This is a genomic window from Brevundimonas sp. CURTG3B2_SDJG (genome assembly GCF_057364705.1).
The window spans coordinates 1-16,125 of sequence record NZ_JBNFOJ010000031.1 but is presented as its reverse complement, the minus strand read 5'-3'; the positions used below and the strand labels follow the sequence as shown (position 1 = coordinate 16,125).

Sequence of the window (16,125 nt, the reverse complement as noted above, 5' to 3'; positions counted from 1 at the left end):
TACTTCGAGCCCGCGGCCCTGGGCGGCGCCTACGCCGAACGGATGGCGGCCAGCCGCCCGCGCCCGGCGGGGCGACGCTGGCGGGGACGGGGATCAATCCCGGCTGGGTGGCCGAGGCCATGGCGGCCAGCGCGGTGGCGATCTCTCGAGCATCGCAACATCACCAGCCGAGAAATCATTGATTGCACGACGATTCCGAACCCGGACTATGTGTTCGGCGCGCTCGGCTTCGGGGCGCGGGCCGACCAGATCGACCTGTCGGAAGGCCTGCTGGCGAAGACCTTCGACGGGATGTTCTCCCAGAGCGTGGAGGGCCTGGCGAAGCGGATCGGGCTGGCGCTGGACGGCTTGGAGTCCGATCATGAACTCGGCCTGGCGCGTCGGGAGCTGACGGTGGCCGCAGGCGTGATTCCGGAGGGAACGGCGGCGTCCACGACCTGGCGGGTCCACGGCCTGGCCGACGGGCGGCGGCGGATCACCCACGAGGTCAACTGGATCATGGACCCCACCGAGCCCGCCTTCGCCGGCCGCCCGCACTGGGAGATCGAGATCGACGGCCTGCCGGGACTGAAGATCGCCATGGATCTGATCGACACCGCTCCCGAAGGCGTGCGGACCAAGCCCGAGCAGTTCGCCGTGGCGGCGATGGTGCTGAACGCGATACCGCGCGTCGTCGCCGCCGAACCCGGCCTGATGCGCCTCTAGCGGGCGACTTGCCTGCTAACGCAAGTCATGTCACTTTCATTCAAAGACTAAAAAAGCGGAGGACGTCAGCATGGCCGAGCGCGACCCCGAGGTGCAGGCGCTGCTGGACAAGAAGGCGATCGAGGAGACGCTGACGTTGTTCCTGCGCGGCTGCGACCGCGCCGACGAGAGCCTGGTCGAGCGCGCCTACTGGCCGGACGGCTGGGAGGACCACGGGGGCACGTTCAACGGGCCGGCGCCGGAGTGGATCGCGGTCATCAAGGAGCGGCTGCCCAAGGCCGGGCTGATGAACCACATGATGATGAACCTGATGATCGAGCTGAAGAGCCCGACCACGGCGACGGCGGAGTGCTACATCCTCACCGCCTCGCGTCTGAAGGTGAAGGGCGAGCTGTTCGACACCCGCACCCTGGCCCGCTGCGTCGACCAGATGGAGAAGCGCGGTTCGGAGTGGCGAATCCTGCGTCGGACCATGTGCTGGGAGTGGAACGAGGAGCGCGAACTCAGCGAGACCTGGGCCAGGGGCGCGATCACGACCGATCCGTCGATCCTGCGGCGCGGGGCCAAGAAGCCCGACGACATCATCTACACCGCCGCCTGAGGCTCGATCATGGACGTCCAGGGCTGCGTCGCCATCGTCACCGGGGCCAATCGCGGGATCGGCGAGGCCTTCGTCCGCGTGCTGATCCAGGAGGGCGCGGCCAAGGTCTACGCCGGCGCGCGAGACCCGGCGTCGGCCGCCCATCTGGAGGCCGAGTTCCCCGGCAAGGTCCAGGCAGTGCGGCTGGACGTGTCCCAATCGGACCAGATCGCCGAGGCCGCGGCCGCCTGCCCGGACGTGTCGGTGGTGATCAACAACGCCGGCGCCTTCACCAACCGCCTGCTGATCGGCGCCGAGGACCTGTCCGGCGCGCGCGAGGAGATGGAGGTCAACTATTTCGGCCCCGTCGCCATGGCCCGCGCCTTCGCCCCGATCCTGAAGGCCAACGGCGGCGGGGCGATCCTGAACGTCCTGTCGGTCGGCGGCATCGTGGCCGCGCCCAACATGGGCGGCTACAGCCCGTCGAAATTCGCCATGCGCGCCGCCGGCAGCTGCATCCGCGCCGAGCTGGCCGACCAGGGGACCACGGTGACCTCGCTGATCGTCGGCTCGGTCGACACCCGCATGGCCGCGCACGTGAAGGGCGCCAAGGAAGCCCCCGAGGACGTCGCCCGGGCCGCCATGCGCGGCATCACGCGTGGGACCGACGAGATCGACACCGACCGCTTCGCCGTCGAGAGCCGCGCCGCCCTGGCGCGCGACCCGAAAGGCCTGGAGCGGGCGATGGCGAAGATGTTGAAGGCCAAGGAACTGTCGACCGGCCGCTAGGCGCCGTCGACGAAGGGGAGGGAACCGCAATGCCGCCGCTGCAAGACGTCGCCACGATCCTGGCGATCAACCTGGGGCTCTGCTTCGCCTCGTTCGTCATCCTGTGGGCCATCGGCTCGGCCATCAAGGACGTCACCTTCGTCGACGCCTGGTGGGCGCTGGGCCTGGCCTCGATGGCGGTGGCGACCTTCTTCCAGGCGGAAGGCTCGCCGCAGCGGATGCTGCTCCTGCTGGCGCTCGCCGTGGCGTGGGGGCTGCGGCTGGGGCTCTATATCCTGTGGCGCTGGCGCAAGCACGGCCCGGACCGGCGCTATGTGAAGATGATCAGCCGGGCCCAGGAGGCCAAGGGCTGGAGCTATTCCAAGGCCGCATGGCGGCTGGTCTTCATGCTGCAGGCCCCGATCCTGTGGGCTGTCAGCATGCCGGTGCAGCTGGGCCAGATGTCGGCGACGCCGATCTCTGTCGGAACCCTGGGCTGGATCGGCGCGGGCCTGGCCGTCTTCGGCATCCTGTTCGAGAGCCTGGCCGACTTTCAACTGGTGCGCTTCAAGGCGAACCCGGCCAACGCGGAGAAGGTGCTGGACACGGGCCTGTGGCGCTACACCCGCCATCCGAACTATTTCGGCGACCTGTGCGTCTGGTTCGGCCTGTGGCTGATCGCGGCCGAGACGGGGCCGCTGGGCCTGGTCTCCATCGTCGGGCCGCTGCTGCTGCTGATCATGTTCGTGAAGTACAGCGGCGGGCCGTCCTACGAGAAGCGGCTGACCTATCACCGACCGGGCTACGCCGAGTACATCGCCCGGACCAGTCCGCTGGTCCCCTGGCCCCCGAAGAAGGCCGCCGCGGAGGCCGCGTGAGACGCCCGGCCACCCCGCGTGTGATGTCCACCCCGGGCATCGGCGAGATGACCCCCCGGGGCATGGGCGCGTTGCTGGACATCCATGCGGCGCGCGACCCGGCGGCTCCGGCCCTGACGTTCGAGGGCCGCACCCTGAGCCGGGCGGAGCTGGCGTCCCGGGTCAACCGGCGGGCGCGGACGCTGGCGACGTTGGGCGTGGAGACGGGGGACTTCGTCGCCATCGCCCTGCCCAACACGCCGGCCTTCCTGGAACTGGCCTTCGCGGTTTGGGCCCTGGGCGCGACGCCGGCGCCGCTGTCGCACAAGCTGCCGGCGGTGGAGCTGTGGGGCGTTCTGGATCTTCTCAAGCCGCGGTTGGTGGTGATCGAGGACCCGGCCAAGGCGGGCGGCTGGCCCGCATGCGCCGAAGCCGACACCTTCGACGCGACGGCCGACGACGGCCCTCTGCCGGAGAAGGTCGCGCCGCACCTCAAGGCCATCGCTTCGGGCGGCAGCACGGGACGGCCCAAGGTGATCGTCGACATGTCCCCCGGCGTCGCCGATCCGGACAAGCCGCTGCTGGGCATGCTGCCCGAGGGCGACGTGCTGATGAACCCGGGGCCGCTGTATCACGCCGCGCCGTTCGGCATGACCTGCTTCGCCCTGGGTTGGGGCCTGCATGTCGTCCTCATGCCGCGTTTCGACGCCGAGGAGGCCCTGCGCCTGATCCAGCGGCACAAGGTCCGCTGGCTGTTCCAGGTGCCGACGATGATGCACCGCATCTGGGCCCTGCCCGAGGCGGTCAAGGCGGCCTATGACCTGTCCTCGCTGGACGCGGTCATGCACATCGCCGCGCCGTGCCCGCCGTGGCTGAAGCAGGCGTGGATCGACTGGGTCGGCGCCGAGACCGTGTGGGAGCTCTACACCGGCACCGAAGCCATGGGCGGCACGGGGATCAACGGGCGGCAATGGCTGGACAAGCCCGGCTCGGTCGGCCGGGTCCTGCCGGGCTACGAGATGCGGGTGCTGCGGCCCGACGGCTCGCCGTGCGAGGTGGACGAGGTCGGCGAGATCTTCTTCCGCCCGCTCAAGGGGCGGGGGACCACCTATCGCTACCTGGGCGCCGAGCCCAAGGCGGTGGGCGAGTTCGAGACCCTGGGCGATCTGGGTCGGGTCGATGCGGACGGCTATCTGTTCCTGGCCGACCGCCGGGTGGACATGATCGTGTCGGGCGGGGCCAACGTCTATCCGGCCGAGGTCGAGGCGGCGATCGACGCCTTTCCGGGCGTCCAATGCAGCGTGGTGATCGGCCTGCCCGACGCCGACCTGGGCCAGAGGGTCCACGCCGTCGTCGAGACCGCGGACGGGGGCGTTGGACCAGGCCGCGCTGACGGCGTTCCTGGCCGAGCGCATCGCCCGCTACAAGCAGCCGCGCAGCTTCGAGGCCACGACCGAACGGCTGCGCGACGACGCCGGCAAGGTGCGCCGCGGGGCGCTGAGGGCGGAGCGGGTGGGGGCGTCTTCCTTTCGTCATCCCGGGGGCGCGTAGCGAACCCCGGGACCCAGCGGCGCCGAAGGCGAGCCGCCGCAAGACGCGTCCTTGACAGCTTCGCGCTCTCGCGCGCCGCTGGGTCCCGGCTTTCGCCGGGATGACGAAAGAAAGGCGGTCACCCCGTCGCCGCCGGATCCTTCATTTGGAAATAGTCGCGCCAGGCGACGATCCGGCCGTCGTCAGCGAATTCGATGATGCCCATGTAGGGGTGGGACACCTTCACGCCGTTGGCGTTGACGTAGTCCTCGCGGCCTTCGGTCAGCACCTTGTTCCCATTCTCGGCCCAGTGGGTCAGGACCCACTCCGTCTCGGAGTGCTGCGCCCAATAGCGGGTGATGAATTTGTCGACCCATTCGACCCCGATCAGCGGGCGGGTTCCGACATGGTAGTGGTACTCGATCTCGGGCGCGAAGAAGGCCAGGAAGGCGGGCTTGTCGCGCGCCCGGGAGACCTCCATCAGCGCCCGCAGGCGTTCGATGGGCGAGCTCACGCCGTCTTCGCCTGGGCGTCCGGCTTGGCCGGGGCGTGCACCTGGGAGGTGTCGTAGTAGTCGCGCATCCGGGTGATCAGGCCGTCGCGGAGCTCGAACACCTGGACGAAGGGATTGTCCATCTTCACCCCGGTCGAGCGGTCGACCAGAACCTCCATCCCCTCCACGAACAGGACGTTCCCCGCCTCGGCGGTGTGGCGGATGTTCCATTCCTGCTGGTCGAAGCCCTGTTCGTAGTTGGCCAGGAATTTCCGCATCTTGTCCTTGCCCACCGCGGGCCGCTTGGTGGGGTGCCAGTGGTATTCGATGTCGTCGGCGAGCGTAGCGATGAAGCCCTCGACGTCGCGGCGCTTCCAGGCCGCCATCATCGCTTCGACCACCTTCATGTGTTCGCCCATGGCGTCGCTCCCGTGTGTTTCGTTGAGGAACGCTAGGACGATAAGTTTGTTTATGCAAGTGACGTGAGCGCCGCTTTCACGTGCGGACTTCCGCGATCCGATGATGGAGCGGCCGGTCAGGCGATCGTGTGGCCCTTGCCGGGCTTCAGCAGGACCTCGGCCATCTTCAGGCGGCCCTTGCAGCCGCTGCAGGTCACCTCGCTGCTCAGCGCCGCGCCGCAGTTGTGGCGGATGCGGACCGGCGGGCCGGCCTTGTCCTTCAGCCACGCATCCGCCCAGGTCAGCATGGTCAGGGCGTGGGGATAGAGATCCAGCCCCTTCTTGGTCAGGCGGTACTCGTACCGGGGCGGGGTGATCTCATACAGTCGGCGCTCGAAGATGCCGGCGGTCTCCAGCGTGCGCAGCCGGTCGGTCAGGATGTTGGACGCGATGCCCAGCATGTTCTGCATCTCGTCGAAGCGATGGATGCCGAAATACTGGACGCTGACCACCAGGCCGCTCCAGCGGTCGCCCAGCAGGTCGACCAGCTCGACCGTCGGCGAGGCGTCGGCGGGCTGGCGCCGTCGGTGCATGCGCTGGACCGGCAGCTTCTCCATGCCGTGGCCGGGGCCGGGCACGAAGCTGCAGCTGTGCAGGGTCATCAGCTCGCCGCAGGCGGTGCAGCGCACCTCGGGCAGCATGGGCTTGCCGCAGGTCTGGTGGATGAAGACGGTCGGCGCGCGCCGCCCGCTGACGCCCCAGCGGACGCCCCAGCCCCACATCAGGATCATGCTGTCGAAGAGGTCCAGCCCGCGCTTGGTCAGGTGGTAGGCCATCCGCGCGCCTTCGTCGCGGTGCGGGCGCTTCTCCAGGATGCCGTGCCGCTCCAGCGACTGCAGACGGCTGGACAGGGTGCTGCGCGCGCCGCCCAGGCGCTCGTGGAACTCCTCGAACCGGGTGGCCCCCAGGAAGGCCTCCTGGACGATCAGCAGGCTCCAGCGGTCGCCCAGCGCGTTCAGCGCCCGGTTCAGCGAACTCTTCGGAACCAGACGGGTCTTCGGCGCGTCTCGAGATGCCATGAGGTTGTCTTAGCGGTCTCGCCGAACGGGATTCAAGCGATTGAGAGCTTCTGCCGACGGACGGTCAATCCGGCGGCTTCCCGATCGAAGGTTTCGGCCGTCACGCCCTCCGCCCTCAGGCCCGTCTTCTGAACCTTGTTGGTCGGCGTCTTGGGCAGTTCGGCCTCGATCCGCACGAAGCGCGGCACCATGAAATGGGTCATGCGCGGGATCAGATATTCGACCAACTCGCGCGGATCGATCACGGCGCCGGGGACGGGCGCCACGGCGACCATCACCTCCTGCTCGCCGCCCGGCATGTCGACGCCGTAGGCGGCGGCTTCGCGCACCGCCGGATGGCCGCAGACCTCGATCTCGATCTCCAGGGACGACATGTTCTCGCCGCGGCGGCGGATCGCGTCCTTCTTGCGGTCGATGAAGAAGAAGCAGCCCTCCTCGTCGCGCCGCATCAGGTCGCCGGTGTGGAACCAGCCGTTTCGCCAGGCCTCCGCGGTCGCCTCGGGATCGCCCAGATAGCCGTGGCTCAGCGTCCAGGGATGGTCGGCGCGGATGATCAGTTCGCCGACCTCGCCATGCGGGACCTCGTTGTCGAAGGCGTCGACGATCCGGCACTCCATGCCCTCGCGCACCCGGCCGCAGCTGCGCAGCACCGTCTCGTTCACCGCGCAGATCAGCGGACCCGAGACCTCGGTCATGTTGAAACCCGAGATGTAGTCGAAGCCGAACCGGCTGGCCAAGGCGGCGGTGTCCTCGGTGACCGGGGCCAGGGTGACCATCCGCAGGGGGTTGTCGGCGTCGTCGGGCCGCGGCGGCTCCTTCATCAGGAAGGCAGTCAGGGCGCCGATCAGGCCGCTGCAGACCGTGGACCGGGTCTCGCGCACGATCTCCCAGAACCGGCGGGTGTCGAACGCCTCGAACAGGGCGACCGAGCCGCCGCAGGCGACGGCCGCGGTGATCGCCGCGATCCCGCCGACGTGGAACATCGGCAGGTTGACCAGCATCCGGTCGTCGCCGTGCATATAGCCATAGGTCACTTTCGCCGTCGTCCATTCCTGGACGTAGGAGGTGATCACCGCCTTGGACGGCCCCGTGGTGCCCGAGGTGAAGATGATCACCGGCGTGTCCCAGGGTTCGCTGCCGGTCTGGACGTAGGCGGCGGCGTCGCCGGCGAGGGCCGCTGGCGGCTCGACCGGAACGCCGAGATCGATCGGCCGTTGGGGCTCCGCGGTCAGGATCACCCGCTCGACCGCGCCCAGCGACAGGCCTTCCAGCCGTTCCGCCAGTTCCGGGTGCAGGATCAGCAGCCGGGCCTCGCACCTGGCCAGGGCGTGCTCCAGCAGCCGGCCGCGGAAGCTGGTGTTGATCGGCGCCAGGGCGGCGCGGCGTAGTTGGCGCCGAACCAGGCGCGGACCAGGGCGGCGGAGTTCGGCGCCCAGGCGGCGACGATGTCGCCCTTCTTCACGCCGCGCGCCTGCAGGGCGGCGGCGGTCTCCAGGGCCTTGCGGCGGGTTTCGGCCCAGGTCCAGGCCTCGCCGGTCTCGAAGCGGATGAAGACCTTGTCCGGGGTCTCGGCGGCGTAGCGCTCGATCAGGCGGGGAATCACGCACTGGTCGGCGGTCGGCGGCCGGGGATCGAACCAGGGCAGCTTCAGCCGGCTCACGCGCCGCGCCCCTGCCATGCCTCGGCCTCGTCCACGCTGGCCCGGAAGTGGGGCAGGGTGAGGATCAGGATCGCCGAGGCCAGGGTGATGGCGATCCCGCTGACGATGGCCAGCGCCGTGCCGATCTTCTGCGGTCCGCCCAGCAGGCTGTCGCTGATCGCCGCCACCAGGGTGGGGCCGGCGCCCAGCGAGATCAGGTTGCCGATCAGGAAGTAGATGGCGGTGACCTGGGCGCGCAGCTGATTGGGCGCGACGGCCTGGAGCGAGGTCGCGGGCAGGCTGTTCATCACCCCGGCGAAGAAGCTGAAGGCCGCCAGCGAGGCCACGGCCCAGGTCGCGTCGGGCAGGAGGGGCGTGGCGACGGCGAAGGGGATGCAGCACACCAGCCCGACGATGGCGGCGTAGAGCGGCGCGTCCTTGCGGCCGCGGGCGGCGAGAAGGTCGGACAGCCAGCCGCCGACCAGAACGCCGGGCGTCGCGGCCAGCAGCAGGATCGCGCCGTAGGTGAAGCCGACCTGGGCGGCGTCCCAGCCGTGCTGGCGGATCATCACCGCCGGAATCCAGGCCAGATAGGAGATGCCGGCGACGCCGAAGATCGAGAAACCCATGATCATGGCGTAGAAGGTCTTCTTTCGGCTCCACATGAAGGCCAGCACGCCGGCCTTGGCCTCGGCGCGCACCAGGCCATGACGGGGTGGCTCGCGCACGATCAGGAACAGGGCGGCGATCAGGAGGCCGGGCAGGCCGACCAGGACGAAGGTCTGCTGCCATGGCGCAAGGTCGCCCAGGACGGGCAGGGTCAGCGACCCCGCCCGCGAGATCATGTCGATCACGCCGCCGCCGATCATCAGGGCCAGGCCGGCGCCGATGTAGGGCCCCATGGAGTAGACCGCGAGCGCCCGGGCCCGCATGCGCGGAGGGAAGTAGTCCGAGATCATCGAATAGGCGGCGGGCGACAGCGCCGCCTCGCCGACGCCCACGCCGATCCGGGCGGCGAACAGGGCCCAGAAGCTGTTCGCCAGGCCGCAGCAGACGGTCATCACGCTCCAGACCACGATGCCGACGAAGATGATCATCCGCCGGCTGCCCCGGTCGGCCAGCTTGGCCAGCGGGATGCCCATGACGGTGTAGAACAGCGAGAAGGCGATGCCCGCCAGCAGGCTGAACTGGGTGTCGGTGATCGTCAGGTCGGCCCGGATCGGCTCGACCAGCAGGCTCAGGATCTGACGGTCGATGAAGCTGGAGGTGTAGGCGATCATCAGCGCCACGACGGCGAACCAGCCCCAGGCCGGATGCGGCCAGACCCGGGCCGGAGCCGGCGGCCGGGCGGGGTCCTGGGCGGCGGGCGAGAGGGGCGACGTCGTGTCGGTCATGGCCGAGGTCCGCTCAAATCAATCTAAAGGTGAAAGTGAGGAGCGCGGATGATCGGCCGGCGAGCGTCCAGCGCCGGGAGCGGGCTTTCCACCCCCGTTCACGACCTTTCCCCTGATCCGGAAGGATCTCGAAGACGTCGTGAAGCTATGGATCAACATATTGAACAAAAATGTATATTTCCTGCCCGTCAGCCGATCGCCCCCTTGTCGCCATCGCGTTTCATGCGGGGCGCAGAGGGTCTCATGTCCGCTGGAACACACTCAAGCACAGAAGTTGGTCTGATTACAAAAGCTATTTGACAGTCTCAATTCGCCAGTTACATCTAGGCCAGAAGCACCCCGGCTAAACGGGGGCTCATGGGAGGATAAGGCGTGACCATTCGAGGTTCGATCAGCGTATCCGCATTGCTCCTGGCCGCATCGCTGACCGCGACGCCGGTCCTGGCCCAGCAGGCTCCCCAACCGGCGTCCGCGCCGCAGGACGGCGCCACCCAGATCGACGACGTCATCGTCACGGCGACCAAGCGCGAGGAGCGTCTCATCGACGTGCCCGTGGCCGTCACCGCGATCGGCGCCCAGCAGCTTCAGAACTCCGGGGTGACCGACATCCGCGAGCTGACCGGCCTGGCGCCCAGCGTCCAGTTCCAGACGCCGGGCGGCGGGGCTGACTCGTCGATCCGCATCCGAGGCATCGGCACCACCTCCACCAACCCAGGCCTGGAATCCTCGGTCGGCGTGGTGATCGACGGCGTCACCCGGGCCCGCACCGGCGTCGCCCTGTCCGAACTCGGCGACCTGGAGCGGATCGAGGTGCTGCGCGGGCCGCAGGGCACGCTGTTCGGCCGCAACACCTCCTCGGGCCTCATCAACGTGGTGACCCGCGCACCCAGCTTCAACGGCGTCGAGGGACGGCTGGAAGGCACCTACGGCGACTTCTCCAACATGCGTGTGGCCGGGGCGATCAACCTGCCGCTCGCCGACAACGCGGCCCTGCGGGTCGAGGCCAGCTCCGAGACGCGGGACGGCTTCTATCCGGACGCCAACAGCCAGGAGACGCTGGACAACCTGGATCGCCAGTTCATCCGGGCCAAGCTGCGCTACGAGCCGTCCGACACCCTGTCGTGGATGTTCAGCGCCGACTACACCAACCGCGACGAGAACTGCTGCGTGGCCGTGCTGGCCATCGCCGGCCCCACCTACGGCCTGGTCAACAGCCTGGCCGCGGCGCGCGGGGACGTCGGCTACAGCAGCGCCGATCCGTTCGACCGCCAGGCCTCCAAGACCACGGGTCGCCAGAACCAGGAGGACATCGTCGACTGGGGCCTGTCGGCCCAGGCCGACTGGGATCTCGGCTGGGGCACCCTGACCTCGATCACGGCCTACCGCAGCTGGGAGGCGCATCGCTCGCAGGACTTCGACCACTCGGGCGCCGACCTGGGCTTCTTCGCCCCGGACGGCCTGCACCAGGGCTTCGACGTCTTCACCCAGGAACTGCGCCTGCAGGGCACCCACGGCATCGTCGACTGGCTGGTGGGCGCCTACTACTCCGACGAGGACGTGCTGAACGATTCCGCCTACCGGATGGGCGCCGACTATCCGCTGATCTATGGCGGCGCCGCGACCTTCCAGGCCTCGACCCTGGCGGCCTTCACGCCCGGCGACGGCGCCCGCGGCGTCGGCGAGCAGAGCGGGCAGGATCTGTCGTTCTTCACGCACAACATCTTCAACATCACCGATCAGCTCAGCGTGACCGCCGGCCTTCGCTGGACCCAGAACGAGAAGTCGATCCGGTTCTGGGGCGAGAACTTCAATCCGGCCTGCGACAGCGCCAGGGCCACGGGAGACGCCCCGGGCGTCACCCGCTTCTGCGCGCCCTTCTGGGACACGCGGATGAACCCGGCGGGGGACTCGGATTCGCGCACCGAGGACGCGATCACCGGCACCTTCAACGTGGCCTACCAGTTCGCGCCGAACATCAACGGCTACGTTTCCTATTCGCGGGGCTACAAGTCGGGCGGCTACAATTTCGACCGGGCCGGCTTCACCACGCCGGCGACGCCGAACGCCGCCGACCTGGCCTTCAAGGAGGAGACGGTCGACGCCTACGAGATCGGACTGAAGACCGAGTTCTTCGACCGTCGGCTGATCGCCAACCTGGCGATCTTCAAGCAGACCTTCGAGGGCTTCCAGCTGATCGAGTACACGGGCGTGAACTTCGTCGTGCGCAGTCTGGCCGAGGCGGTCACGGAAGGGGCGGAGCTGGAGGTGACCTGGCGGCCGATCGACGGCCTGACCCTCACCAACGGCCTCAGCTACACCGACGCCTACTATCCGAACGACCCGGGCAACTCGACCTACGCGGGCCGGGAGATGGAGCAGTCGCCGGATTGGGTGAACGTCACCTCGGTCACCTACGAGTTCCCGATCTCGGGGAACCTGACCGGCGTGGCCTACATCGACAACCGCTACAGCTCGGAGTTCTTCACCGGGGGCTTCGACCCCAACCGGGTGCAGGGCTCGTTCTCGGTGGCCAACGCCCGCTTCTCGCTCAGGGACGAGGCCGGCGACTGGGCGGTGGACCTGTGGGCCCGCAACCTCTTCGACAAGGACTACTATCGCCGCGTGATCCCGGCCACGTTCCAGGCGGGATCCTACTCGGCCTTCCTAGGCGATCCCCGCACCTACGGGATCACCTTGCGGCGCAACTTCTGAATCTTCTTCGGAAGCTGCTGTCTCCTGAACCAACTGGCCCCGCCGATCCCTCGGCGGGGCCTTTCTTTTCGAGCGATTCAGAAGCCCATCTGCCTGGCCGCGAGGTCGCGCAGGATCTCTTCGGAGCCGCCGCCGATGACGAAGATGCGGGCCTCGCGATAGATGCGCTCGACCCGGTTGGCCCCGGTGTAGGCGCGGCCGCCCAGCACCTGCAGGCTCTCGCGGGCGCAGTGCTCCAGCGTGGTGGTGGCCTGGACCTTCAGCAGGGCCAGGTCGGCGACGGGGGCCTCGCCGCGCGAGAAGCGCCAGACCAGGATGTCCAGGAAGGCGTAGGCCGCCTTCAGGCGCTGGATCATCTCGACGATCTTGTGACGCATGGCCTGGTGGTCGATCAGCCGCTTGCCGAAGGTCTGGCGCTCGCGGGCGAACGAGATCGCTTCAGCGATGCAGGTGCGGGCCATGGCGAGCGTCGCCGATATGCCGCTGAAGCGCTCGATGTTGAACTGGCCGGCCAGGCCCGCGAAGCCGCGGTTCTCGACCCCGATCAGGTTGGCGACGGGGACCTCGACGTTCTCGAAGCTCAGCCAGCCGTTGTTGCGATTGTACCATTGCAGGCCGGGCACGGGGCCGCGGGTGACGCCGGGACGGTCGGTCTCGATCAGCAGCATGGACAGGCCGCCCATGCCGGGACCGCCGGTGCGCACGGCGGTCAGCAGGAAGTCGGCCTTCAGGGCGCCCGAGATCAGGGTCTTGCCGCCGTTGACGACGAAGACGTCGCCGCGACGCTCGGCGCTGGTGGTGAAGCCCGAGACGTCGGAGCCGCCGCCGGGCTCGGTGACGGCGAAGGCGATCTTCTTCTCGCCGGCCAGGACCGGACGGGCGACGCGGTCCAGCATCTCGGGCGTTCCGCCGGAGATGACCGGGGGGAGGGCGATCCACGGCGTGGCCAGGTCGGCGAAGACGACGCCGGAGCCCAGACGGAAGAACTCCTCGGCGAAGAGGATGCGGTGGTACAGGTCCACGTTCTCGCCCGTGCCGCCGAGGTCCTCGCGGAAGCCCATGCCGGAGATTCCGGCCCTGGCCGCCTCGACATAGAGGCTGTCGGGGAAGTCGGAGGCGGCGTCCCAGGCGTCGAGGTTCGGCGCGATGTGCGTATCGACGAAGCCGCGCAGCTTGACGCGCCAGGCGTCGTGTTCGGCGGTCAGGAAGGGGCTGGGCGGCCGCAGGCCGTCGAAGTCCAGCGCCGGGGCCGTGTGATCCGCCATGGTTCCATCCTCCCTATGAACGCCCTCGTCGGCGTCGCTTTCGATTTGATACTAAAAGGCCTCGCCTTCGCCGACAAGGATGGTATTCTAACGCAACCCACTATGGCCTAGACTGCTGTTCGCGAGGAGTGATCCATGGGTTTCGAACCGACCGGCGCGGCGCGCGGGACTCTGAAGGACGCGGCGGCCCCGAACGCCTTCAGGCCGACGCTGAAGCCTTCGGACCATCCCTACATGTCCGGGCCGTGGACGCCGCAGCACCAGGAGCATGACGCCGAGGACATGCCGGTGATCGGGACGATCCCGACCGACATCGACGGGGTCTATGTGCGCAACACCGAGAACCCGCTGCACGAGCCGATCGGCCGCTACCACCCGTTCGACGGCGACGGGATGATCCACGCGATCAGTTTCAGGGACGGCAAGGCCGCCTATCGCAACCGGTTCGTGCGGACCAAGGGCTTCCTGGCCGAGCAGGCGGCGGGCCGGGCGCTGTGGGCCGGACTGGCCGAGCATCCGTCGCTGTCCGAACTGCCGGGCTGGGGCGCCCACGGCGGGCTGAAGGATTCGTCGTCGACCGACGTGATCATCCATGCGGGCGCGATCCTTTCGACCTTCTACCAGTGCGGGGAAGGCTACCGCCTGGATCCCTACACCCTGGAGCAGCTGCCCAATGCGGACTGGTGTCCGCCCGAGGGCATCTCGGCCCATCCGAAGGTGGATGAGAAGACGGGCGAGCTGCTGTTCTTCAACTACTCCAAGACCGCGCCTTTCATGCACTATGGCGTGGTCGGGGCGGACAACCGGCTGAAGCATTTCACGCCGGTGCCGCTGCCGGGCGCGCGGCTGCCGCACGACATGGCGTTCACGACGAACTATTCGATCCTGAACGACTTCCCGCTGTTCTGGGAGGAGAGCCTGCTGCCCAAGGGCATCCATGCGGCGCGTTTCCATCCCGAGATGAAGTCGCGGTTCGGCATCCTGCCGCGGTTCGGAACCGAGGCCGACGTGCGCTGGTTCGAGGCGGACGCGACCTATGTGCTGCACTTCCTGAACGCCTGGGAGGACGGCGACGAGATCGTCATGGACGGCTATTTCCAGGATAATCCGGTGCCGCAGACCAGCCCGGACGCCTGGCCGGGATTCGAGCGGATCATGACCTTCCTGGATCAGGACATGCTGCAGCCGAAGCTGCATCGCTGGCGCTTCAACCTGAAGACCGGCGAGACGGCGGAGCAGCGGCTGGACGACCGGGTGCTGGAGTTCGGGATCATCAACAACCAGTTCGCCGGGGTGAAATACCGCTACGCCTACAGCGCCGTGTCCAAGCCCGGCTGGTTCCTGTTCACCGGCCTAGTCAAGCACGACATGAACACCCAGGAGAGCTGGGCGATCGACTTCGGGCCGAGCGCTACGGGTCCGAACCCGGCTTCGCGCCCCGGATCGGGGCGACCGAAGAGGACGACGGCTATCTGGTGACCTTCGTGACCGACATGATCGAGGACCGGTCCGAATGCGTCATCTACGACGCGCGCACGCCGGCCGAGGGGCCGGTGGCGCGGATCATCCTGCCAGGCCGGATGTCCAGCGGCACCCACGCGACCTGGGCGCAGGGCGAAACCATCCGCGCCGCCAAGGTCGCGGCTTAGGAGCGAGGCGATATGACCACCTACATCCTGGGCGGCTGGCAGTCGGACTTCGCGAGGAACTACGCCCGCGAGGGGCTTGAGATCGGCGACGGCTTCGCGGAGGCGGTTCTCGGCGCGCTGGAGCAGACGGGGCTGGAGCCGGAGGACATCGAGGTCGGCCACGTCGGCAATTTCGTCGGCGACCTGTTCACGGGCCAGGGGATGCTGGGCGGTTTCTTCGCCATGACCGACGAGCGGTTCACCGGCATGCCGGCGTCGCGGCACGAGGCGGCCTGCGCCTCGGGCAGCCTGGCCGTGCTGGCCGCCGCCGCCGACATCGAGTCCGGCCGCTACGGCACGGCCCTGGTGCTGGGCCTGGAGATGATGAGGAACGTGCCGGGGGTGACCGCGGCCGAGCACCTGGGCGCCGCCGCCTGGGCCGGACACGAGTACCTGGACGCGACCTATCCGTGGCCGCGCGCCTTCTCGGACCTGACCGAGGAGTACGACCGCCGTTACGGGATCGACGAGGCCCATCTGCGTCGGATCGCCCAGATCAATTTCGAGAACGCGCGCAACAACCCCAACGCCCAGACCCGCAACTACAGCTTCTCCAACGCCAGCTTCACCAGCGACGACGAGGCCAATCCCGTCATCGAGGGGCGGGTGCGCAAGACCGACTGCGGCCAGGTGACCGACGGCGCGGCGGCCATCGTGCTGGCCTCGCCCGAGCGGGCGGCGGAATACGCCCGGGCGCGGAACATCCCGCTGGAGAGCCTGCCGCGCATCAAGGGCTGGGGTCACCGCTGCGCGCCGATCGACTACGGCCGCAAGATCGCGGCCAGCCAGGGCCAACCCTACGTCTTCCCGCAGGTGAAGCGGGCCATCGACGACGCCGGCCCGGGGCCGGGGTTTCGGCTGGAGCAGATTCATGCGGTGGAGACCCACGACTGCTTCTCGATGACCGAATACATGGCCATCGACCACCTGGGCCTGACCGCGCCGGGCGAGAGCTGGAAGGCGGTCGAGGCCGGCGGACAATCGAGATGGGACGGCAAGCTGCCGATCAATCCGTCG

Annotated in this window: 13 protein-coding genes and 2 pseudogenes; 8 read left to right on the top strand and 7 right to left on the bottom strand. The window is 68.5% G+C overall.

Features of this window, described 5'->3' with window-relative positions; translation table 11 throughout:
* From AC2W7C_RS03535 to AC2W7C_RS03515, 5 genes and pseudogenes are all read left to right on the top strand, one after another.
* A pseudogene (locus tag AC2W7C_RS03535) lies at positions 1 to 705 on the top strand (hypothetical protein); the annotation flags it as partial.
* 70 nt (positions 706 to 775) lie between these two features.
* Entirely contained in the window at positions 776 to 1,306 is a 531-nt protein-coding gene (locus AC2W7C_RS03530) for a nuclear transport factor 2 family protein (protein ID WP_486000201.1), read from the top strand.
* A 9-nt stretch (positions 1,307 to 1,315) separates the two neighbouring features.
* The gene (locus tag AC2W7C_RS03525) at positions 1,316 to 2,074 is read left to right on the top strand and encodes an SDR family oxidoreductase (RefSeq protein WP_486000200.1); all 759 of its coding nucleotides are present in this window, start codon (positions 1,316 to 1,318) and stop codon (positions 2,072 to 2,074) included.
* Between the two features lie 29 nt (positions 2,075 to 2,103).
* Positions 2,104 to 2,931, top strand: coding sequence for a DUF1295 domain-containing protein (locus tag AC2W7C_RS03520; RefSeq protein WP_486000199.1), 828 nt, complete (start codon positions 2,104 to 2,106; stop codon positions 2,929 to 2,931).
* The gene (locus AC2W7C_RS03515; RefSeq protein WP_486000198.1) at positions 2,928 to 4,565 is read left to right on the top strand and encodes an AMP-binding protein; all 1,638 of its coding nucleotides are present in this window, start codon (positions 2,928 to 2,930) and stop codon (positions 4,563 to 4,565) included. The genes AC2W7C_RS03520 and AC2W7C_RS03515 overlap by 4 nt, the downstream gene beginning before the upstream one ends.
* 14 nt (positions 4,566 to 4,579) lie before the next feature.
* Here AC2W7C_RS03515 and AC2W7C_RS03510 read toward each other — a convergent pair whose 3' ends face one another.
* The 6 genes from AC2W7C_RS03510 to AC2W7C_RS03485 all read right to left on the bottom strand — a co-directional run bounded on the left by AC2W7C_RS03510 (position 4,580) and on the right by AC2W7C_RS03485 (position 9,443).
* On the bottom strand, positions 4,580 to 4,954 hold the full coding sequence (locus AC2W7C_RS03510) for a nuclear transport factor 2 family protein (RefSeq protein WP_486000197.1): 375 nt from the start codon (positions 4,952 to 4,954) through the stop codon (positions 4,580 to 4,582).
* On the bottom strand, positions 4,951 to 5,352 hold the full coding sequence (locus AC2W7C_RS03505; RefSeq protein WP_486000196.1) for a nuclear transport factor 2 family protein: 402 nt from the start codon (positions 5,350 to 5,352) through the stop codon (positions 4,951 to 4,953). Before AC2W7C_RS03505 ends, AC2W7C_RS03510 begins: the two co-directional genes overlap by 4 nt.
* A 116-nt stretch (positions 5,353 to 5,468) precedes the next feature.
* Positions 5,469 to 6,410 carry a winged helix-turn-helix transcriptional regulator gene (locus tag AC2W7C_RS03500; protein ID WP_486000195.1) on the bottom strand — a complete coding sequence of 314 codons (942 nt, stop codon included), beginning with the start codon at positions 6,408 to 6,410 and terminating at the stop codon, positions 5,469 to 5,471.
* Between the two features lie 32 nt (positions 6,411 to 6,442).
* Positions 6,443 to 7,735 carry an AMP-binding protein gene (locus AC2W7C_RS03495; protein ID WP_486000202.1) on the bottom strand — a complete coding sequence of 431 codons (1,293 nt, stop codon included), beginning with the start codon at positions 7,733 to 7,735 and terminating at the stop codon, positions 6,443 to 6,445.
* Positions 7,708 to 8,070 carry an AMP-binding protein gene (locus AC2W7C_RS03490; protein ID WP_486000194.1) on the bottom strand — a complete coding sequence of 121 codons (363 nt, stop codon included), beginning with the start codon at positions 8,068 to 8,070 and terminating at the stop codon, positions 7,708 to 7,710. The genes AC2W7C_RS03495 and AC2W7C_RS03490 overlap by 28 nt, the downstream gene beginning before the upstream one ends.
* Complete coding sequence (locus AC2W7C_RS03485; protein WP_486000193.1) at positions 8,067 to 9,443, bottom strand: spinster family MFS transporter; 1,377 nt, start codon at positions 9,441 to 9,443, stop codon at positions 8,067 to 8,069. Before AC2W7C_RS03485 ends, AC2W7C_RS03490 begins: the two co-directional genes overlap by 4 nt.
* Positions 9,444 to 9,815: 372 nt before the next feature.
* Between AC2W7C_RS03485 and AC2W7C_RS03480 the strand changes: the two genes are divergently transcribed.
* Positions 9,816 to 12,155: a TonB-dependent receptor gene (locus tag AC2W7C_RS03480; RefSeq protein ID WP_486000192.1), complete on the top strand. Its 2,340-nt coding sequence runs from the start codon at positions 9,816 to 9,818 to the stop codon at positions 12,153 to 12,155.
* A 77-nt stretch (positions 12,156 to 12,232) separates the two neighbouring features.
* Here AC2W7C_RS03480 and AC2W7C_RS03475 read toward each other — a convergent pair whose 3' ends face one another.
* The gene (locus AC2W7C_RS03475) at positions 12,233 to 13,420 is read right to left on the bottom strand and encodes an acyl-CoA dehydrogenase family protein (protein WP_486000191.1); all 1,188 of its coding nucleotides are present in this window, start codon (positions 13,418 to 13,420) and stop codon (positions 12,233 to 12,235) included.
* 135 nt (positions 13,421 to 13,555) lie between these two features.
* On the opposite strand from AC2W7C_RS03475, the pseudogene AC2W7C_RS03470 reads away from it, so the two are divergent.
* A pseudogene (locus tag AC2W7C_RS03470) lies at positions 13,556 to 15,069 on the top strand (carotenoid oxygenase family protein).
* A 12-nt stretch (positions 15,070 to 15,081) separates the two neighbouring features.
* Positions 15,082 to 16,125: acetyl-CoA acetyltransferase (locus AC2W7C_RS03465; protein ID WP_486000190.1), on the top strand; the 1,044-nt coding region annotated here is incomplete at its 3' end.

Coding starts and splice junctions, on each gene's coding strand:
- AC2W7C_RS03530 (WP_486000201.1), top strand. CDS start 776: ATGGCCGAGCGCGACCCCGAGGTGCAGGCGCTGCTGGACAAGAAGGCG.
- AC2W7C_RS03525 (WP_486000200.1), top strand. CDS start 1,316: ATGGACGTCCAGGGCTGCGTCGCCATCGTCACCGGGGCCAATCGCGGG.
- AC2W7C_RS03520 (WP_486000199.1), top strand. CDS start 2,104: ATGCCGCCGCTGCAAGACGTCGCCACGATCCTGGCGATCAACCTGGGG.
- AC2W7C_RS03505 (WP_486000196.1), bottom strand. CDS start 5,352: ATGGGCGAACACATGAAGGTGGTCGAAGCGATGATGGCGGCCTGGAAG.
- AC2W7C_RS03500 (WP_486000195.1), bottom strand. CDS start 6,410: ATGGCATCTCGAGACGCGCCGAAGACCCGTCTGGTTCCGAAGAGTTCG.
- AC2W7C_RS03485 (WP_486000193.1), bottom strand. CDS start 9,443: ATGACCGACACGACGTCGCCCCTCTCGCCCGCCGCCCAGGACCCCGCC.
- AC2W7C_RS03475 (WP_486000191.1), bottom strand. CDS start 13,420: ATGGCGGATCACACGGCCCCGGCGCTGGACTTCGACGGCCTGCGGCCG.